This is a genomic window from Streptosporangium sp. 'caverna', assembly GCF_003203775.1.
Classification (GTDB): Bacteria; Actinomycetota; Actinomycetes; order Streptosporangiales; family Streptosporangiaceae; genus Streptosporangium; species Streptosporangium subroseum.
The window spans coordinates 1,899,305-1,918,935 of record NZ_CP029711.1 but is presented as its reverse complement, the minus strand read 5'-3'; the positions used below and the strand labels follow the sequence as shown (position 1 = coordinate 1,918,935).

Annotated in this window: 19 protein-coding genes; 12 read left to right on the top strand and 7 right to left on the bottom strand. The window is 68.7% G+C overall.

The genetic code is table 11. The features are described from left to right. Positions 1-538: 538 nt before the first annotated feature. Positions 539-1,264 carry a GntR family transcriptional regulator gene (locus tag DKM19_RS08585; protein WP_110695239.1) on the top strand — a complete coding sequence of 242 codons (726 nt, stop codon included), beginning with the start codon at positions 539-541 and terminating at the stop codon, positions 1,262-1,264. A 297-nt stretch (positions 1,265-1,561) separates the two neighbouring features. Continuing rightward, positions 1,562-2,203 (top strand): RadC family protein, encoded by a 642-nt coding sequence (locus DKM19_RS08580; protein WP_239514154.1) that lies wholly within the window; start codon positions 1,562-1,564, stop codon positions 2,201-2,203. A 431-nt stretch (positions 2,204-2,634) separates the two neighbouring features. Here the strand turns inward: DKM19_RS08580 and DKM19_RS08575 are convergent, their stop codons facing one another. Next, the gene (locus DKM19_RS08575) at positions 2,635-2,928 is read right to left on the bottom strand and encodes a hypothetical protein (protein WP_204358710.1); all 294 of its coding nucleotides are present in this window, start codon (positions 2,926-2,928) and stop codon (positions 2,635-2,637) included. Between the two features lie 131 nt (positions 2,929-3,059). Here DKM19_RS08575 and DKM19_RS08570 point away from each other — a divergent pair, with 131 nt between their 5' ends. After that, positions 3,060-3,578 carry a GntR family transcriptional regulator gene (locus DKM19_RS08570; RefSeq protein WP_110695237.1) on the top strand — a complete coding sequence of 173 codons (519 nt, stop codon included), beginning with the start codon at positions 3,060-3,062 and terminating at the stop codon, positions 3,576-3,578. Positions 3,579-3,778: 200 nt separating this feature from the next. Here DKM19_RS08570 and DKM19_RS08565 read toward each other — a convergent pair whose 3' ends face one another. Beyond that, positions 3,779-4,462: a GntR family transcriptional regulator gene (locus tag DKM19_RS08565; RefSeq protein WP_110695236.1), complete on the bottom strand. Its 684-nt coding sequence runs from the start codon at positions 4,460-4,462 to the stop codon at positions 3,779-3,781. 220 nt (positions 4,463-4,682) lie between these two features. Here DKM19_RS08565 and DKM19_RS08560 point away from each other — a divergent pair, with 220 nt between their 5' ends. The 6 genes from DKM19_RS08560 (at position 4,683) to DKM19_RS08535 (ending at position 11,843) form a co-directional block, all read left to right on the top strand. Beyond that, positions 4,683-6,206 carry an aldehyde dehydrogenase gene (locus DKM19_RS08560; protein ID WP_110695235.1) on the top strand — a complete coding sequence of 508 codons (1,524 nt, stop codon included), beginning with the start codon at positions 4,683-4,685 and terminating at the stop codon, positions 6,204-6,206. Beyond that, a complete protein-coding gene (locus tag DKM19_RS08555; protein WP_110695234.1) occupies positions 6,206-6,934 on the top strand; it encodes an enoyl-CoA hydratase/isomerase family protein in 729 nt (242 codons plus the stop codon). Before DKM19_RS08560 ends, DKM19_RS08555 begins: the two co-directional genes overlap by 1 nt. A 14-nt stretch (positions 6,935-6,948) precedes the next feature. Further along, on the top strand, positions 6,949-8,346 hold the full coding sequence (locus DKM19_RS08550; protein WP_110695233.1) for an MFS transporter: 1,398 nt from the start codon (positions 6,949-6,951) through the stop codon (positions 8,344-8,346). Positions 8,347-8,502: 156 nt separating this feature from the next. Further along, the gene (locus tag DKM19_RS08545; protein ID WP_110695232.1) at positions 8,503-9,333 is read left to right on the top strand and encodes an IclR family transcriptional regulator; all 831 of its coding nucleotides are present in this window, start codon (positions 8,503-8,505) and stop codon (positions 9,331-9,333) included. Positions 9,334-9,427: 94 nt separating this feature from the next. Next, entirely contained in the window at positions 9,428-10,522 is a 1,095-nt protein-coding gene (locus DKM19_RS08540) for a M20 family metallopeptidase (protein WP_110695231.1), read from the top strand. A 157-nt stretch (positions 10,523-10,679) separates the two neighbouring features. Further along, positions 10,680-11,843 carry a DUF2332 domain-containing protein gene (locus tag DKM19_RS08535; protein WP_162641370.1) on the top strand — a complete coding sequence of 388 codons (1,164 nt, stop codon included), beginning with the start codon at positions 10,680-10,682 and terminating at the stop codon, positions 11,841-11,843. Between the two features lie 101 nt (positions 11,844-11,944). Here DKM19_RS08535 and DKM19_RS08530 read toward each other — a convergent pair whose 3' ends face one another. From DKM19_RS08530 to DKM19_RS08510, 5 genes are all read right to left on the bottom strand, one after another. Next, positions 11,945-12,913: a cupin domain-containing protein gene (locus DKM19_RS08530; protein WP_239514152.1), complete on the bottom strand. Its 969-nt coding sequence runs from the start codon at positions 12,911-12,913 to the stop codon at positions 11,945-11,947. 278 nt (positions 12,914-13,191) lie between these two features. Then, positions 13,192-13,668, bottom strand: coding sequence for a peroxiredoxin (locus DKM19_RS08525; protein WP_110695228.1), 477 nt, complete (start codon positions 13,666-13,668; stop codon positions 13,192-13,194). A 182-nt stretch (positions 13,669-13,850) separates the two neighbouring features. Next, positions 13,851-14,558, bottom strand: a complete 708-nt coding sequence (locus tag DKM19_RS08520; RefSeq protein ID WP_110695227.1) for a YoaK family protein — start codon at positions 14,556-14,558, stop codon at positions 13,851-13,853. Between the two features lie 64 nt (positions 14,559-14,622). Then, positions 14,623-15,645 carry a hypothetical protein gene (locus DKM19_RS08515; RefSeq protein WP_110695226.1) on the bottom strand — a complete coding sequence of 341 codons (1,023 nt, stop codon included), beginning with the start codon at positions 15,643-15,645 and terminating at the stop codon, positions 14,623-14,625. Between the two features lie 58 nt (positions 15,646-15,703). Then, positions 15,704-16,690, bottom strand: a complete 987-nt coding sequence (locus DKM19_RS08510; protein ID WP_239514151.1) for a DMT family transporter — start codon at positions 16,688-16,690, stop codon at positions 15,704-15,706. Positions 16,691-16,748: 58 nt separating this feature from the next. Here DKM19_RS08510 and DKM19_RS08505 point away from each other — a divergent pair, with 58 nt between their 5' ends. From DKM19_RS08505 to DKM19_RS08495, 3 genes are all read left to right on the top strand, one after another. After that, positions 16,749-18,110 carry a PLP-dependent aminotransferase family protein gene (locus DKM19_RS08505; protein WP_110695225.1) on the top strand — a complete coding sequence of 454 codons (1,362 nt, stop codon included), beginning with the start codon at positions 16,749-16,751 and terminating at the stop codon, positions 18,108-18,110. 239 nt (positions 18,111-18,349) lie between these two features. Further along, complete coding sequence (locus DKM19_RS08500) at positions 18,350-18,874, top strand: CGNR zinc finger domain-containing protein (RefSeq protein WP_110695224.1); 525 nt, start codon at positions 18,350-18,352, stop codon at positions 18,872-18,874. A gap of 142 nt (positions 18,875-19,016) precedes the next feature. Next, positions 19,017-19,628 carry a GNAT family N-acetyltransferase gene (locus DKM19_RS08495; protein ID WP_089207898.1) on the top strand — a complete coding sequence of 204 codons (612 nt, stop codon included), beginning with the start codon at positions 19,017-19,019 and terminating at the stop codon, positions 19,626-19,628. Positions 19,629-19,631 lie beyond the last annotated feature (3 nt).

The following is a 19,631-nucleotide window of genomic DNA, read 5'->3' as shown; positions in this document are numbered from 1 at the left end:
CTCTACACACCGTACAGGCGGATATAAGACGCTGGAGCGGCCCGTCCGTTGATCTCGACCCGCTCTGCGGATCACGCTCTCACCTGCCCCTGCCACTCCGGGGACACCGCACCGGAGATCCGTGAGGACGAGGCGATCGACCGGCTGGTTCTTCCCGCCGTCACCACCCGAGGCCCCGCCCGACGCGACGGTCATCCGGACGGCGCGAACATCCCCGCCGCCCCGCCCGAACGGGCCCACGCCCGCCCCCTCGCACCCGAACACGGGAGGTAATAATATTTTTGTCCGTTTTAAGCTGCGACGACAAGTCAGCTTGAACATGAAAGAGGCCGCCGATATGTGCTCGGGGGTACACACATCGACGACCTCTACCGTTCAATCGTGGGTCCTTACGTGGGTGTTACACGGTCTCTGAGATATTTTTCGCCACTTTCGGAAGCACTCTCAAAGTTGGAGTTCCAAATTGCCTCCATTACCCTGAGTTGTGCGCCGAATACGACAGGATGGGACGACGCCTGTCGAACCCAGGGATGGACACGTGGCAAGCTCCGATCCGGTCTACCTGCGCGTTGTCGCGGATATCCGCCGCCAGATCGTCGACGGCTCTCTCTCCCCCGGCGCCTCGATTCCCTCGCGTGCTCAGCTGACCAGGAAATACGGGGTGGGCGAAACCGCGGCCCGCCACGCGCTGCGCGTGCTCGCCGCCGAAGGTCTGATCGTCGGTCGCGTCGGCTCGGGCCACTACGTCAGGGCCCAGCCCATGCTGCTCCCCCTGCATCGCTGGCGCTTCCACGACCACCACGCCCCCTTCGGCGCCGACATCCAGTCGCAGGGCACCCGGGCCACCTGGGACTGGCGGACCGAGCCCGCCGACGCCACCCCCGACATCGCCCAGCGCCTCCGCCTGGAGGAGTTCGCCGCGGTGACCCGCACCAGTTACGTCTTCCGCGGCGACGGCAAGCCGGTCCAGCTCGCCACCTCGTACGAACCCGCCGAGTTCGGCGAGCCCGTCGTCGAGGAGAACCCCCGCGGCCTGATCCCCCGCCTGTCCGCCCTCGGGGTCAAGATCACCGAGATCGTGGAGCAGGTCTACACCCGCGTCCCCCAGCCCACCGAGAGCGACGCCCTCGCCCTGCCCGCGGGCGTCCACGTCCTTCACGTGGAGCGCACCCACTGGGCCGGCGACCGCCCGGTCGAGACCAGCGACATCGTCATCCCCGGCGACCGCTTCCGCCTGGTCTACTCCCACTCCCTCACCTCCTGACCGAGTCGCCCGCACCCTGACGAGCCACCCGCCTCTGATGGACCGGTGATCATCCTTCGACGGACGGGCACGTCCCGAGCGACCGACTCGCCCTCCGACGGGCCGGGCATGTCCTCCGAACGACTGCTCGCCCTCCTGACGGGCCGGCACGCGCCTCTTTCCGAAACCGGCGCCCATGGACGATCGCCCGGCGAGGGCCCAGAACCGTGGACGATCTTCCGGAGCCGGATTGTCTGCGCCACCTGGTAGAACCAGTCTGGTTTCCCGAGCCGGAGGTGCCGAGTGCGCGTCAAGGACATGTCCCCCAATGACCAGCCTCGCGAGCGACTGCTGTCGAGGGGGGCGACCGCGCTGGCCGACCGGGAGTTGCTCGCCCTGCTGATCGGTTCGGGCAGCCGGGGCACCAACGCGGTCGAGCTCGCCTCCCACCTGATCGCCCACTGCGGCGACCTGCGCGGGCTGGCCCGCTCCGACGCCCACCGCCTGATGTCCGTCCCCGGCATCGGTCCCGCGAAGGCCGCCCGGGTCATCGCCGCCTTCCATCTCGTACGGCAGGCGCAGTCCGAGCCGGAGCGCCGCCGCGTCAGATCCTCGGGAGACCTGGCCGCCGTCGCCTCCCCGCTCCTGCGCGGCCTCAGCCACGAACGCGTGGTCGTCGTGGTCTGCGATCCGAGCGGCGCGGTGACCCGCAAGACGATCGTCAGCGAGGGCGGCAGCGACCACGCCCCGGCACCCGTCCGCGAGATCATGAGCGCCGTTCTCACCTCGGGCGGCTCCTCCTTCGGCCTGGCCCACAACCATCCCAGCGGCTCCCTCGACCCCAGCCCGGCCGACCTGGAGGTCACCGCCCGCCTGGGCGAGGCCGCCGAGACGTTGGGCCTGCGCTTCCTCGACCACGTGATCGTCACCGACACCGCATGGCGCCGGATCGCCTCCTGACGGCCCGCGCCGTGGCGGTTCCCTTTCCGATATGCCGCTCCTCGACGGGTCCGCTCATGCGCGTCCTGACGCTTCGCTTCCTGACGGCGATTGGTTTCCTGACGATGGCTCGCTTCTTGACGGCGGCTGAGTTCTTGACGGCGGCTGGGCTCTTGATGGCGGTTGGTTTCTTGATGGCGGTTGGTTTCTTGATGGCGGTCCCGCGCCCCCTGCCGACGCGAGACCGCCATCCGCACCCGGCGGGAAGTGGGAAGTGGGATTCCCGCCGGGGGTTCGATCGGTGGTCCCGTACCGTCCCTCCACGGATCGATACGGGACCACCGCCCTGCCTCCTCGACCGTCATGGGCCCGCCGAGGAGGCAGGGAGCTGTGAGGTGCCCGGTGGCGGGAAGCCCACCCGCTTCCCGCCACCGGGCACGCTTATTGAGCGGTCAACGGGCGCTGCCCATCAGCAGACGGAGCCAGAGCGCCTGTGTGTCCCTCGCGACCACCCAGGGTGATTCGTGCACGTCCACCGCTCCTCTCAGCCGATGTGTCCGCCGTATGAACATCAGCCCGCCCGCCTGGCAGAGCTCGTAGAAGGTCGCCCGGCAGTCACAGGTGTGTTCCTTCACCCGCGCCGGACCGGCCCGCGACAGCGCCGGCCGCCAGTCGATCAGCTCATGCTTTGCCTGCAGCAACCCCACGTGGTGCCCGTGATGCCGCTCCTCCAGCACCTCAGTCACCCTTGGCTCCCTTCCGATCACCCCGTGAACTATAAGTCATCTCGTCCACGCCGGTCTACTAACTCGTATCTCAACGTCTCTTTGAACGTCTGATTTGTGGGTATACGTATGTATTGGTCTAGTGTTCAACTGTGCTTGATCGAGACGGTCCCATACCGGTCTATAAGCAGATAGCGGACGTGATTCGTGGACGAATCACCAGTGGCGACATCACTCCCGGCGAAGCCATGCCCAGCGAAACTGAGCTGGAGAGCGAGTACGGCATCGCCCGCACGACCGCTCGCCGTGTCGCACGAGAACTCCGAGAGCAAGGTCTCGTCTACACGGTCCAGGGCGAGGGAACTTTCGTCGGCGAGCCGGATGTCCCGCGGGCTCCTCGCAAGACACCGCTCTACCAGCAGATCGCCAACGAGATCGCCGAGCGGATCCGGAAGGGCGAGTTCCGGCCGAACCGCCCGATCCCCAGCGAGAAAATGCTCATGAAGCAGTACAACGTCGCCAAGGTCACCGTCCGGAACTCCGTCGCGTTCCTGCGAGACCAAGGCTGGGTCTTCACCGTCAGCCACCGCGGCACATACGTGTCACAACCCGAAGAATGGCCAGAGACGGCGGAAGCAGACATCGGAGACGGCCACGGCGAGACGGGCTGATCACCCTCTGGAGTCGTTCATCGAGTATTCACCGCCGCTGATTCCTCTACGGCTTGGCGATTGTCACAACCCGAGTCATGACAGCCCGGGGCATGCCCATCCGTCGCCTGCCAAGGCGTCACGGACCCGTTCCACGGCGGCTGAGCGAGAGGCCTTGCCGATAAGAAGGACATACCGCGTGCACGGAACCACGGCAGAGATCACCTCGGCTGGGTCGCCCGGTTGCCCTTCCCGTGTCCCAGCGGCATGTGCTCGTGGTCCAGCAGGTAGCGCAGGATGAACTCGTGGGAGGTGGCGATGTGCAGACGCGTCAACTCGGCGGCCCCGGCGGCGTCGCCGTTCCGGACCGCGTGAAGGATCTGCCGGTGCTCCTCGTGGATGTGGTCGGTGTCGCCGAACACCCCGACGTGTAGGTAGACGTAGCGGTCGGTCAGGCGCCTGAGCTGCTCGGTGAGCTCGATCATGCGGGCTCGATCGGCGCGGGAGTAGACGAGCGCGTGGAACGTCGCGTTGGCGGCCAGCCAGTCGACCGCCGGCGGGTTCGACTCCATCACCTCGATCAGCGTCGTCATCTGCGCGACCTCGGCCCGCCCGACGTTCGGCACCGCGATGCGGGTCAGCACGGGCTCGACGGCCTCGCGGAGCTCGTACAGCTCCTGCAGCTCGGTGATCGACAGGCCGCGCACGACGGCGGTGAAGGCGTCGAGGTCCACCAGCCCCTCGGCGGCCAGGACCTGCAGGGCGTCTCGCGCCGGCATCCGGCTGACGCCGTACTCGGCGGCGATGCGGGACTGCGACAGGGGCGCGCCCGGCTTGAGCTCACCGGTGAGCAGGCGCTGACGCAACGAGCGGGTGACCCGGCCCGCCGCCGACTCCTCCGACACCCTGTCCCACCACCTTGTCCGCCGATGAAGCAACCGCCCCGGAGGTGGGCGTCCGTCATGGGCGCCCACCACCCAGTATTCACTTCATCCACAAGAATCGCAGCTTTAACCTGATTGCACTCTTTGTCACATCAAATGCGACAAGGTACGTTCTATCCGTATACCGATTTACAGTCTATGTATACGAGTTTGGAAGGAACACCGGTTAGGAAGATCGTTTATGACCGTGACCGAGAACAGCGAGTTGCCCTGCGGACTAGCGGCAGGACTGCGTATCGGGGGCCAGGTGGTCGAGGGTCACGCCGCCCCGATCGATGTCACGAACCCGGCGACCGGCGAGGTTTTCGCCCAGGTCTCCGGTGCCGGCGAGCAGGACATCGATCGGGCCGTCCGGGTAGCCCATGAGACATTCCAGTCGGACGTGTGGCGAGACCTCCCCATCCATGACCGGGCGCGCCTGATCAACCGCTTCGCGGACGGCATCGAGGCCCGGATGGCCGATCTGTACCGCCTGGAGACGACGAACAACGGGCGGCCGATCACCGAGACGAAGGCCCAGATCACCCGGCTTCCCGAGTGGTACCGCTACAACGCGGCGCTGCTCCTCGCCGATCGAGGCGCGGTCGTGCCGCTGCGCGGTGACTACCACGCGTACACCAACCGGTTCCCGCTCGGTGTGGTGGGGATCCTGTCGTCCTTCAACCATCCGATGATGATCGCCTCGAAGAGCCTGGCCCCGGCGCTCGCAACCGGCAACACCGTGGTTCTCAAGCCGTCCGAGCAGACGCCGCTGACCGCCCTCCTGCTCGGTGAGATCGCCGACGACGCCGGCATCCCGGCCGGCGTGCTCAACGTGGTCCCCGGTCTGGGGCCGACCGCGGGCGCCGCGCTGACCGAACACCCCCTGGTCAAGAAGGTCGTCTTCACGGGCGGTACGGAGCCCGGCCGGGCGATCGCGCTCGCCGCCGCGAAGCGATTCGCCAAGGCGACCCTCGAACTCGGCGGCAAGACCCCGGTCCTCGTGTTCGACGACATGTCCGTCGAGGCCGCCGCCCGGGGGGCCGCTTTCGGCGGATTCATCGGGGCCGGTCAGACCTGTATCGCCGGCAGCCGGCTGCTCGTTCAGCGCCGCATCTACGACGATTTCATCAAGTCCCTCTCGAAGATCGCCGCTTCGGTCCGCATCGGGGATCCGGCCCTGGCGTCCACCCAGCTCGGCCCCGTCATCTCGGCGCGCGCGCAGGCGCGGATCCTCGACTACGTACGCATCGGCCTCGACGAGGGCGCGAGGCTGGCCACGGGCGGTCACGCCGCCCATGTGCCGGGACTGCCCGGCGGCTTTTTTGTCGAACCGACCGTGCTCGCCGACGTGACCAACGACATGCGCGTCGCGCGCGAGGAGATCTTCGGCCCCGTGGTGGTCGTCATCCCCTTCGAGGACGAGGACGAGGCCGTGTCGCTGGCCAACGACTCGCCGTTCGGGCTGGGCTCGGGGATCTGGACGCGTGATGTCGCGCGGGCGCACCGGGTGGCCGGACGGCTCGAGACGGGCATGGTGTGGGTCAACGACCATCACCGGCTCGATCCGTCCTCGCCGTGGGGCGGCGTGGGAGAGAGCGGCATCGGCAGGGAAGGCGGCTGGGAGTCCTTCGACGACTTCACGAATGTCCGCGTGGTGACCGTCCGGACAGCCGACAGCGACGTCGACTGGTACGGCGACGTGGACACGGACAGGCTCAACTGATGGCCGGCCTCACCGTGTCGGCCCCGGTCGACGGCGTCCTCGTCGCCGAACTGGACAGGCCTCCCGGCAATCTCCTGACCGTCGAACTCTGCGAGGAACTCGTCCGGCTCCTGCGGCAGCCACCGGACGGAGCACACGTGCTGCGGTTGCGGGCTACGGGGAAGGCGTTCTGCCTGGGCCGCGAGCGGGCCGGTTCGACGCCCGGCGAGCTGCGGCAGGAGGCGAAGGTGCTGGTGAGCGTGCACCGCGCCCTGCGGCGGACGCGGCTGGTGACGGTCGCGGAGGTGGGAGGCGACGCGGCCGGCTTCGGTGTCGGGCTGCTGGCGGCCTGCGACGTGTCGGTGGCCGTCGCGGATGCCCGGTTCTCGTTTCCGGAGGTGGGCATCGGGCTCGCCCCCGCCCTGGTCCTGGCCTGGCTTCCCCGTATCGTGGGCGAGAGGCAGGCCTTCTGGCTGACCGCCACCGGCGAGCCCGTCACCGCGGCCCGAGCGCTCGAACTCGGCCTGCTCAACGGCGTGGTCGATGGATCCGAGGCACTGGTCAAGGACGTCGACGAGCGCGTCGTCACGTTGCGCGGACGTCACCCGCGCGTGCACGTGGAAATCAGGGAGATACTGCTCGCCTGCCGATCCCTCGATGAGGACCAGGCTCTGGAGCTCAGTATCGACCGGCTTGTCGTGGGATCGCTGCGGCGCGCCGAGGCCGGCATCCCCCGGCCGGCTTCGTAGGAGGGGTCTCCGGGATGGCTGCGGTTCCCACCGGTGCGCCCCCCTGGCGCCAAGAGATCACCCGTTACCAGTGGGTCGTGCTGTTCGCGACGACGACGGGGTGGGCCCTCGACGGCTTCGACTCGAGCCTGTTCACCCTCGTCGCCGGCCCGGCCACGGCCGATCTCCTCGTCAACTCGGGCATCGGCGATCCGACCCCCGCGCAGACCTCCTTCTACAGCGGTCTCGCCGTCACCGTTTTTCTCGTCGGCTGGGCTCTGGGGGCGGTGTTCTTCGGCACGCTGGCCGACTACATCGGACGGGTCCGGGTGCTGATCGTCGGGGTGCTGACCTACTCCGTGTTCACCGCGCTCGCCACGCTGGCCGCCGTGTACTGGCAGTTCGCCGCGCTGCGGTTCCTCGCCGGGGTCGGCTCGGGCGTGGAGCTTCCCGTCGGCGCGGCGCTGGTCGCCGAGGCGTGGAACAACCGCCATCGCGCCAAGGCCACCGGAATCATGATGTCCGGTCTCGCTCTCGGCTTCTTCCTCGCGTCCGTCGTCTACAACTTCATCGGCGGCTTCGGCTGGCGGCCCACGCTGGCCGCCGGGTTGGTCCCCGCCCTGCTGGTCCTGTTCATCCGGCGTTACGTGCACGAGCCAGAGTCCATGGTCGAGGTCAGGGCCGAGCGGGCCAGGCGTAAACGGGAGCGTGAGGCGGGTGCCGCCAAGAAGGCCTCGGACCGGTTCGTGCTGGTCCGGCTGTTCACCCCGCCCCTGCTGGGGCGGACCCTGCCCTGCACGGTCATCGCCGCCGGCGCGCTGTTCGCCTTCTGGAACGTCACCGCCTGGACCCCGCAGATCGTCCGTACGGTGGTCACCGGCGAGGGCGTCACGGGCCCCGCCGCGATCGGATACGTGTCGCAGGCGACGGCGATGCTCAATCTCGGCGGGGTGCTGGGCTACGCGAGCTGGGGGTTCATCGCCGACAAGATCGGCCGTAGGCGAACGTATCTGATGAGCCTCGCACTGGCCGTTCTCAGCGTCGGCCTGCTCTACCCCTTCGTCCACACGTACGCGACGTACCTGTGGCTGCTCCCGGTCGTCGGGTTCGGTGTCTTCGGGATGCTCTCCGGCAACTCGATCTACTTCGCCGAACTGTTCGGCCCCGGGGTGCGAGCCTCCGCGATAGCGGTGACCAACAGCATCGGGCGGTTGCTCACCGCGGCCGGACCCCTGGCCACCGGGGTGATCGCGACCCAGTGGTTCGGCGGCAGTCTCTCGCTGGCGGCGACCGCCGTCTCCGCGCTGATCCTCATCTCCCTCATCGGGCTCGCCCTGGTCCCGGAGACCCACGGCGCCTTCCTCTTCGCCGATGAAAACGTGATCATTTCCGACGGTGCCGCCACCGAGGCACGGTCCCGGCCGGCCACATGATCACCTGACCGGTGGACCCGTGGTGGAAGGCCGTCGGCCTTCCGATTGCCTTCCTTTCGGTTCCGTGACCCGGCCTTGTTCTTCGAAAGGTCGGTTGCCGACCGCATGGGGCCGACTTTAGAAAAGCTTTTTCTGAGAGAAATAGAATGTTCTGTAATGAAGAACAAGCCTTCCTACGCTCTCGACTCGGTTGACAACGCTCTGCTCCTGGTACAGATGCTGCGTGACCAGGGAAGGCTCCGTGTCCGCCAGGCGGCGGAGGACCTTGGAATCGCCCCCTCCACGGCCCATCGGCTATTGGCCATGCTGGTTTACCGTGATTTCGCCAGGCAGGACGAACATCGCTGCTACGTTCCGGGACCGGGTCTGTCGGCCCACCTCGTCGGCGGGTCCGCCGCCCAGCGCCTCCGGCGAGCACTGCTGCCGTCCATGGACGTGCTCTGCGACCGCATCGGCGAGACCGTGAACCTCATGGTCCGGGTCGGCACGCAGACCAGGTTCCTTGCCAGCGTCGAGAGCACGCAGACGCTTCACATCGGTGATCGGCGAGGAACCATCCTGCCCGCCGCGCTGTCATCCGGCGGCAAGGCCCTGCTCGCCGAGCTCGACCGCGAGGAACTCGCGAACCTGTACCTCGAGGGTGGCGCGGAAGCGCTCACGCGGCCCGTTGGAGACCTCACCGAGGACACGACGGCGCGTACGACGACAGCGCCGGCCTGCGGGGAGGAGAAGCTGTCTCTCGTGCAGTTCCACCGGTTCGTGAGAGAGCTGGACGCGATTCGCGAGCGTGGCTACGGATTCAACCTCGAGGAGACCGAGAGCGGAGTGAGCGCCATCGGCCGGTGCGTGCTCGACGCGACGGGAGAGCCGGTCGCGGCGATTGTGATCGCCGTGCCCTCGGTGCGCTTCACCAAGGACCGGATTCCCGGCCTGGTGGCCGAACTGCGGCGCACGACAGAGCATGCCCGGCTGGCCCTGGGCGAGTGAGGCCGAGGTTCGCGGCGCGGGCGCGGGGCCCCGCTTTCCGGCGGGGCCCCGCGCCCGGGGTGCGTCCGGGCCCGTCGTGGTAAAGGCTTGGGGTATGGAACTCCGATCATTCCTGGTGACCGCGCGAGAACTGCTGGCGGTGCCGTCGACCGCTGAGCGGCCGGAGCGGTTGCGTGAGGCCCTTGAGATGGTTCTGGCGTTCGTCGGGGAGGGGTTCACCGTCGAGCGGTTCGAGTCCGGCGGCAAGCCCAGCGCGCTCGTCTACCGCGGTGCCGTACGGCCGCGCTTCCGGATGATCCTCAACGCCCACCTCGACGTGGTGCCGGCGCCCGAGCGGCAGTTCCGGCCGCGGATCGAGAGCGACCGGCTCTTCGCCCGCGGCGCCCAGGACATGAAGGTGTCGGGGCTGGTGATGGCGCAGGTGTTCCGCGAGGCCGCCGGGCGCCTGCCGTACCCGCTGGGGCTGCAACTGGTCACCGACGAGGAGGTGGGCGGCCGTGACGGCACCCTGCACCAGCTCGAACGCGGGGTGGAGGGCGACTTCGCCGTCATCGGGGAGCAGAGCGGGCTGCGCGTGGTCACCGACTCCAAGGGGGTGGCCGCGGCCGATCTGCGGGCCGAGGGGCGCTCCGCGCACGGCGCGTACCCGTGGCTGGGCGACAACGCCCTGACGAAGCTGCTGCGCACGGTCGACAAGGTGCTGGCGAGGTACCCCGACCCGGCCGAGGAGACCTGGCGGACCACCGTCAACGTCGCCAGGGTCGAGACCCCCAACCGGGCGCACAACCAGATCCCCGCCCTGGCCGAGGCATGGCTCGACATCCGCTTCCCGCCGGGTGACGCCGACTTCGACGGCAGGACCACCGAGGAGGCGGCCGCGTACCTGGCGGCCTTCTGCGAACCCGGCGTCACCGTCACGGTGGGCCGGATCGACCCGCCGCACCACGCCGGCCACGACAGCCGCGAGGTGCTCGCCCTCCAGCGGGCCGCCCGCGACCAGGGGTTCTCCGGCGACCTGTTGCGCAAGCACGGCTCGGCCGACGGGCGGTTCTACTACCAGCGCGGCATCGACGCCGTCATCTTCGGCATCGGCGGCGACGGCCAGCACGGCCCCGACGAGTACGCCGACCTCACCACCGTCGAGCCCTATCACCGGGCGTTGCACGCGTTCCTCGCCGAGCTGGAGTGAGCGGGGTGCCAGGGCCTGTCCCGGAGTCGTGATCACATTGGGGCGATCGGCCTCGGGAGCGCTCGGGATGGTAGAACGCTGTTGTGACGCGAGGCCGACCGAGTGCCGGCGATCAGGCTTCCACCGAGTGAGTCCCCGCGCCGGCAGGGAGCACGCGATGACCGGGACGCGACACGAGCGGCCTGGGAGAGCGGCCGAAGCCGAACGGCTCCGGCGGCTGTTCCGATTCTTCGGTGCGACACAGGGGGCCGGTCGCTCCCCGGTGTACGAGACCCTCAGTGAAGGCGTGGCGGGTGACGACGGCCTTCTCGCTCTTCTTCTCGACACACCGGAGGAGCAGCGCCGCCCCAGTCTCCTGTTCGCCGCGGTGAACCTGCTTCTCGCGTCACGCCGAGACTCGGAGTTGGCTGCCTACTACCCGATCCACGGTGGGCGCCGAGCGGTCGACGACCACCTGGTGCCGACGTTCTCCGCCTTCTGCGACCGGCATCACGACGAGCTGGCTCGCCTTCTGGCGCGGCGATCCACCCAGACCAACGAGATCCGCCGATGCGTCGCCCTGCGTCTCGGCGTCGAACACGTCCACCGCCATTGGCCGGGTCCCGTCGCCTTCGTCGAACTCGGCGCCAGCGCCGGGCTCAACCTGCTGTTCGACCACTACGACTACCGTCTCGACGGCGAAGCGACGACCGGGACCGGCGCTTCCCCGGTCGTCGTGTCCTGCGAGGTCCGGGGCTCATCCGGCGCCGGCCTCCTCGGGACGCCGCCGAGGATCACCCGGCGACTCGGCATCGACCGGCATCCGATCGACCTGTCCGACCTCGACGCCCGAGCCTGGCTGGAGGCGTTCATCTGGCCCGAGCAGACCGGGGAGCTCGCGACTCTGCGGGGCGCCATCGACCTCGCGGCCTCCACCTCGGCCGCGAGTGTGGTGACGGGCGACGCGACCACGGACACCGCCCGGATACTCGGCGAGCTTCCGGGCCGCGAGCCGGTGGTCGTGTTCACCGCGTCGCTGCTCAGCTACCTCACCACCCAGGCTCGTGCCGCCTTCGTCGCCCAGCTCCACGAAGCCGCCCGCCTGCGCCCGGTGGCATGGGTCTTCGCGGAGGCGCCCGGCCTGCTGGCGACCACCGCACTCGACGTCGCCGCCCTGCGCGGCCCCCTCGCCCGGCGCAACTCCCTGTACCTGGTCGGAGCCAGCCTGCGCGGTGCCGATCACCACCATGATCGGTTGCTCGGCCTGGCCGACCCCTACCTGCGCTGGTTCGCCCCGGCCCGGGATCCCGCGGACGACTTCCGATGGGTCCCGGCGGACTGAGGCGGGGCCGCCGGGCGGGTGCGATGGACCGGTCACCCGACCCGTGGCGACCTGACCGACGGCGAAGGGGGCCTTCCCATGATCCGAACCCGGAACGGGCGCTAGGCGGACCTTCCACGGTAGGTGTCGGCCAGGCCGAGTGCCTCGTAGACGGGCTCGTCGCTGAAGCGGAAGAGATCCAGGCGGTCGCCGGCCTCCAGCACCAGCTCATCCCAGGAGGGCACCACGAACAGGTCGCCCCTGGAGAGCTCGAACCGCCGGTCGCCGACGGTGGCGACGCCCGTACCCTCGAACACCTGCCAGACGGCCGAGCCGACGGTCTTGACCGGAGCGGTCCGGGTGCCCTCCCGCAGCCGGTGCATCTCGGTACGGATGGTGACCAGCGAGTCCTTTCCGGTGCTGGGATTGGAGAAACGGACTCCGGCGTGACCGGGCTCGATGACGGAGGAGGCGCCTTCGGCCTCCAACTCCAGCTGGGCCGCCAGTGCCGCGTCGGTGTGCTCCCAGCGGTAGGCCATCAGCGGAGAGTTGGACCGATCCGGCTGGCCGATCGGACGCAGTCCCGGATGCCCCCACAGGCGCTCACCCCGCGAGCGCTTCGGGGTCTCGCAGGTGCCCAGGGTGTCGAGGCCGAACTCGAAGAAGCTCGCGTCCAGCCTGCTCACCAGGGGAATGTCGAGCCCGTCGATCCAGGTCATCGGACGGTCGGTGGTGTTGTGGTGCTCGTGGTAGGTCCAGCTGGGAGCGAGCAGCAGGTCACCGCGCCGCATCGCCACCGCGTCGCCGTCCACGTTCGTCCAGACGCTCTCACCCTCGATGACAAAGCGGAACGCGCTCTGACTGTGCCGGTGGGCGGGAGCGACCTCGTGGGGGGCGAGGTAGTGGATCGCCGCCCAGAGGTTCGGGGTCGCGTACGGCAGGCCCGGCAGTCCGGGGTTGGACAGCGCGATCGCGCGCCGCGCACAGCCGTGCCCGACCGGCACCAACTCCCCCGAACGCTTCGCGAGCGGCAACAGGTCCGCCCACCGCCACAGGTGGGGCAATGCCTGTGGACACGGGGACATGGGCATCAAGTTGTCTCGTATAGTCCACAGCGGAATCAGGCCCATAGCGTCGAAATCCTCATACAGCTTGTTGAGCTGTTTCTGCTCGCGTCCGTGCTGCGTGATCGTCATTGTCGTCTCCACATTGAAAGCCGGGACCGCCACCCTGAGATGCGAAGTCAACCGTCAATGAGATCGACGTTAGATCCATGTTTCTGAGAATAAAACATCATTGCGTTATGTTCTGTTGAGCAGAACAGAATGACGTCTCCGCAGGTAGACGCGGCGAGGGCCTCTCTAGCCGGTCATGTCCCCGCCCGCGATCGCAGGACTTCCAGGGCCCTGTCCGCGTGGGCCTCCGGGTGGCCCTCACTGTGGATTATTTCAAGGAGACGGTGGTCCGAGTCAATGACAAAGGTCATCCGGCGGGTGAGGAACGGTCCCACCGCGATGTTGCGGCGGGCACCGAACTGCCGGGCCACGCTGCCTTCCGGGTCGGACAGCAGCGGGTATCCCAGTTGGTTGACCGTTGAAAACTTTGCCTGCCGGTCCACCGCGTCACGGCTGATCCCGATCCTGGTCGCACCCACGGCGGCGAACTCGGCCGCCAGATCCCGGAAGTGACAGCTCTCCGCCGTACATCCCGACGTCATGGCCGCCGGATAGAAGAACAGCACCACCGGCCCCTTGGCCAGAAACTCGCTGAGCAGCCGCGGTGTCCCCGTCTCGTCGAGAAGCTCGAAATCCTCGACCACATCTCCAACCGCAAGGCTTCCGCCCATGACATGTCCTCCCTGCGCCACTGACCCGCGTCACCGGAGATCTCCGGCCGTCTGCTCCGGTACTTTGCGACAATAGGGGCAGCGATCGGTTCTCCGCCCCTGTTTGTCGGCCGAGTCTCCGCCGACGGCCGGCTCCCCGACGAGTTGCCCGGAGAACATCGGGCCGGACGGAAGAAAATCATTTACCCTCTGCCAAGGCTCGGTTTTCGCGTATGCAGGCGCGTCATGACGATCATGAGTGCGGCGAACATGAACACCAGCGGGACCACGGCCGCCCAGACCCGCGCGAAGTGCAGCAGCAGGGACGCGCAGAGCGCGCCGCAGACGAGGGCCAGGACGATGACGGCGCGATGCGCGACATCGCCGTTGCGCGACACCAGCGACTCGGTCAGGGCGGTGAGAGTGCCGGTGACGAAGGTGGTGGTGATGCCGGCGATGCTGACGCGGTGGGCCGCCGCCGCCTGGATGCCCATGGCGCAGGACGCCATCGCGATGAACACGAGCGTCAGGAGCGTTCCGGGTGCGGTCTCGCAGAGTATCCAGCCGATGAGGAAGGCGGTCTGCAGCGCGAGGTCGGCCCAGAGCAGATGGGTGACGGCCAGCGGCCACCGCTCGCCCCCCCGCCCGAGGGCGGGCATCCTGAAACCGGCGTAGAGCCCGACCGCGAAGACCACGCACGCGAGCCCCGCGCGGAGCGCCCGGACCTCCCAGTCCTCTCCGCCGGCAAGAGCGACGAGGATCAGATTTCCGGTCATGTTCGCGGTGAAGACACCGCCGAGCGCCAGAAAGGCGACCGCGTCCATCGCACCCGCCGCCAGGGTCATGAAGACCAGGACGGCATAGCTCCACCGCCGCGCCGACGCGGCGGTGCCACCCCCGATGGTGAACACTGTCCTCACTTCTCCGGCTCCCGCCGGCCGTACTCGACGAGCGGGTCCGGCGCCCTCCGAAGATCTAAAAGACCGGAATGATGTCCTCGGGGTCAAGGAAGCCGACCTCGACGCCCTCGATGTCGAGTTCGGGGATGGCCGGGAACTCGATGCCCCAGCGCTCCACGATGACGCGGATCTTGGCCATGGCCACGCGCCAGTTGTCGGCCTGATCCTCGTAGGAGAGCACGCCCAGGCCCGCGTCGCGGGCGTGGTCCATCAGGACCCGGTGGTTGTGCAGGAAGTACGGCGGAAGCTCCCAGAAGCCGCCCGGAGGCTCCCAGAGGATCATCGAGAGGAAGACGAAACCGGCGCGGAGCTGGCGCGTGATCAGCGAGCGGGTGTCGTCGGTGAGCCCCGGCCACTCGTTCTCCAGGATGGTCATGCAGATCTGGAGGTGACGGGACTCGTCACGGCCGATGCGCTGGAACATGTCCTGAAAGACCGGGTGCTGGGCGCCGGTGGCCATGCCCCGGAACAGGGTGGAGGCGGCCATCTCCCCCATCATGAAGCTGGTGAACAGCACCGGCAGGCTGTATTTGCCGACCGCGCTGCTGTAGCCCGTCCAGTAGCGGCCGCCGTTGTGATAGAGCCAGCCGATGTTGTTGTGGGCGGCCTTCTCCAGGTCGGTGACCGGGGTCCAGTTGAGCGGCCCGCCCGGCCACAGTTTGGCGATGCTGCGCTGGCAGCACTCCTCGTGGTTCATCTCGTCACGCGTGATCGAGAAGAAGCACTTGCGGACCGGATCCTCCTCGTGCTTCTCGAACGCCTGGATGGTGGCCCGGGCGAACACGGCCGGCCCCGAGGCGTCGAAGTTGGCGAGCACGGAGAACCAGTACATGATCCCCAGGCGCTGTTCGACGGTGAAGTCGTTCGGGTCGAGATCGTCCCAGGGCAGATCGGCGGGGTTCCACACCACGCGCTTGGACTTCTCGTAGATGGCCGCGAGTTTCTCGGTCTCGACCCGCCACTCCATCGGGTAGATGTTCGGCTGTGGGATCTCGGGAGCGGGCCAGAACCCGCCCTCCGGAATCGTCAGGTCCGCCATGACTTCACCCCTTTTGTGACAGCTACAGCTCACATCCTGTGCCTGAATGTCACATCTTTCAAGAGCGTGCCCGCTGCGTCATGGCGACACACGCCAGTACGGCCAGCGCCGCCCCGATCGTGGCCAGACCGAACCCCTCATTGAGCAGGAGCCAGGCCCACAGCAGGGTCAGCAGCGGCTGGGCGAGCTGGGTCTGCCCCGCTCGGGCGATCCCGCCCGCGGCCAGGCCGGCGTACCAGGGGATGAAGCCGAGGAACATCGAGATGAGGCCGGCGTAGGCGAATCCGGCCAGCGAGACCGCACTGGGCCGCATGTCGGTGGTCAGCATCAGCACCGCCGTGATCGGGACGGTCAGCGGGGCGGCGAGGACGAGGGCATGGGAGATCACCCGCCAGCCGGAGGTCTCCCGGGCGAGACGGCCCCCCTCGGTGTAGCCGACGGCGGCCGACAGCAGGGCGCCGACGAGCAGCAGGTCGGCTCCGGTGACATGACCGCCGCCCATGCTCAGGGTGAAAGCCGTGATCGCCACGGCTCCGAGGCCGCAGGCCACCCAGAACAGCGGCTTCGGCCGTTCTCCCGCCCGCAGTACGGCGAAGGCCGCGGTGGCGGCGGGCAGCAACCCGATCACCACGGCGGCGTGGGAGGTGCTGGCGCCCGCGTGGAGGGCCAGCCCGCTGAACACCGGGAATCCGAAGACGACACCGGCCACGATGGCGAGATAGGGCCGCAGCTGGGACCTGGGCGGCAGCAGCGGCACCCTGGCGACGAGGAGGAACGCCACCGCGGCGACGGCGGCCACGGCGGCCCGCCCGATCGCCACGAGATAGGGGTCGAATCCCTCCATCGCGAAGACCGCCGCGGGGAACGACCCCGAGAACGACAGCACCCCCAGACCGGCGAGCAGGGTCCCCCGCCACGCCGCGCTCAGAGGCGCCGATCCCCTCGGACCCGATCCCCGAGGTCCCCTCTCCGGGGAGCCGGGGGAGCCCGGGGAGACAGCCGTCGAGGAGGTGCCGCGCGCCTCGACCGCTACTGGATTTGTCACGATAGCGCTATTCTTGCCCTTCATGAATGACGATAGCAGTATTGTCCGTTTGGCCGCCATGCTGCGAGAAGAGATGCAACAGCTACGGCCCGGCGACAGGTTACCGTCGAGCCGGGAGCTGGTACGGCTACACAACGTGAGCCCCGTGACCGTGTCGCGAGCGCTCGGCCGGCTCGCCGCGGAGGGGCGGGTGATCACGAAACCCGGCAGCGGGGCCTACGTGGCTCCCCCCGTCATGCGAGCCGGTGACACGGTGGACATGTCCTGGCAGACCGTGGCGCTCGGCGACCGGATGGTGGACGACACCGGGGTGAGCGGTCTGCTCACTCCCCCGCCGGACGGCGTCATCCCGCTCACCGGCGGCTATCTCAACCCGGCTCTGCGTCCCGCCAAGGCCCTCTCCGCCGCCGCCTCCCGCGCGCTCCGCCGACCCGACGTCTGGGAGCTGCCTCCGCTGACCGGCGTCTCCGGGCTCCGGCGGTGGTTCTCCCAGGAGGTCGGCGGCGACGTCACCCCGTCGGACGCCCTCATCGTCAGCGGCGGCCAGTCCGCCCTCACCCACGCCTTCCGTGCCCTCGCCGCCCCCGGGACCCCCGTTCTCGTCGAGATCCCCACCTATCCGGGCGCCCTCGCCGCCGCCCGTGCCGCCGGGCTCCGTGCGACGGCCGTGCCGATGGATCGCGACGGGGTGATACCGGAGCTGCTCGCGGAGGCGTTCGCCGTCACGGGCGCGCGGGTCTTCTTCTGCCAGCCGACCCTGCACAACCCCACCGGCGCCACCCTCACCCTGGAGCGGCGCAGGCAGGTGCTGGACATCGCCCGCGCGGCGGGGGCGTTTGTCGTCGAGGACGACTACGCCCGGTATTTCACGGCGGCCCCCACCCCGCCGCCGATGATCGCGCTGGACGCCCACGGCACGGTCGTGCACATCAACTCCCTCACCAAGGTCCTGTCGCCCAGCATGCGGGTCGCCGGGGTCCTCGCCCGGGGCCCCGCGGCGCGGCGGCTGCGGGCCGCCCAGGTCGTGGAGTCGTTCTTCGTCGCCAGACCGCTCCAGGAGACGGCACTGGAGTTCGTCAGCTCACCCGCCTGGCGGCGTCACCTGTCCGCGCTGAGCACCGAGCTCACCATCCGCAGGGACACCCTCGCCGCCGCCCTGACCGCCCAGATGCCCGCCGCCGAGATCCACCTCGTCCCCCGCGGCGGCCTGCACATGTGGGTACGGCTCCCGTCCGACCGGGACGAGGAGACCGTGGTGGAGGCGGCCCGCCGGGCAGGCGCGCTGGTGAGCTCCGGGCGCATCTACTACTCGGCGGAGCCGCCGGGCCCCCGGATCCGGGTGACCCACTCGGCGGCCGTTCACGTGGCGGAACTCGTCGAGGGGGTCAGACGGCTGGCGACGGCCCTGGACGCCCCCTGACCGCCCGGGGATCCGGATCAGGCGGGACGACGCCCTCGGCCCTCGTCCAGCCGCGCCACATCCTCGCGATCATGATTCTTTCTTCGGTACGGATCCCGCCTCTGACTCTGCTGGAGCGCGAGATAGGCCAGATACCACATGACAACCTCCAATTAGACACCGCTTAAAACGCTATGCAGGTGTCGCATCGAATACAACCCCCTATTGGCGTACAGTGGTTGCGAAGAGGTGAGTTATCCATGACCAATCCCTCCGACCTGGTGTGCGACTTCGTGAACACCTATGACGTCGAGAGCGACAGCGACACCGTGCCCTCCCCCGCCGCGCTGGCCGCGTGGCTCCACAAGCGGGACCTGATCGGGCCGGACGACACGGCCCGCGACGAGGACCTCACCGTGGCCGTCGGCCTCCGGGAGACCTTGCGCGTGGCGCTCCGCCACAACCACGACCACGATCACGAGCCGGAGTCGCCCCACACGTTCCCCGCGTTTCCCCTGCGGGTCGTCCTGACGGCCGACGGGCCGGTTCTCGAGCCCGTCGAGACAGGGGTTCCCGGCGGCCTGGCGAGGATCGCGGCCGCCGTGATGAGCGTGCGCGCGGACGGTATGTGGCCGAGGCTGAAGGTCTGCACGGAGAGCACCTGTCAGTGGGCGTTCATCGACTCGTCGAAGAATCGTTCGCGCTCGTGGTGTTCGATGAGGGTCTGTGGCAACCGCACCAAGACAAGGGCATATCGGGCACGACGACAAGCAGAGACAGGTTGACGTCATCCGTGAGTCGGATTCCCCGATACGGTGTAAGAGCCTGCCTCACAGATCCACCCGCCTGATGCCCGCTCGCGTGGCACGTGATCCACGAGGCAGTGCTTAGAGGCGACGGCAGACGGCAGAGAAGGAGCGGGCCGAGATGGCAGACGTAGGCGTGCGGGCGGCTCGGCGCGAGGATGTCGCCGCGGTGACGGGCACCCAGATCCGCGCGTGGAAATTCGGCTACCGGGAGTTCCTTCCCGAGGGACCGCTCGAGCAGATGACCGGCCCGGCAGCCGAGAGCATGTGGCAACGACAGTGGGACGAGGCGATCTCCTTCCCCCCCACCCCGCGGCATCGGGTGCTGGTGGCCGTGGAGCAGGTCCTCCTCGACACGGACGCCTTCCCCGCGCTCGGTCCCGGCGGAATCGAGGCCGTGGCGGCGATGGCGGGTGCCGAGAAGCTCGCGGGCCTGGCCTCGCACGCGCCGGCGGAGGATCCCGACCTCGACCTCAACACCACCGGTGAGCTGCTCACCTTCCTGATCGACCCGGACTACGTCCGGCGCGGTCACGGCAGCCGGCTGCTCAACGCAACGATCGACTACCTCCGTGACGATGGCTATCGCACCGTCGTGACCTGGGTGTTCGCCGACAACTATGCTGTGCGAGGCTTCCTGGAGTCGGCCGGCTGGGGCGTGGACGGCGCCGAGCGGGTCCTCGACATGGGCCGGTCGGTGCGAATGATCCGCCTGGCCACCGACATCAGCTGAGCT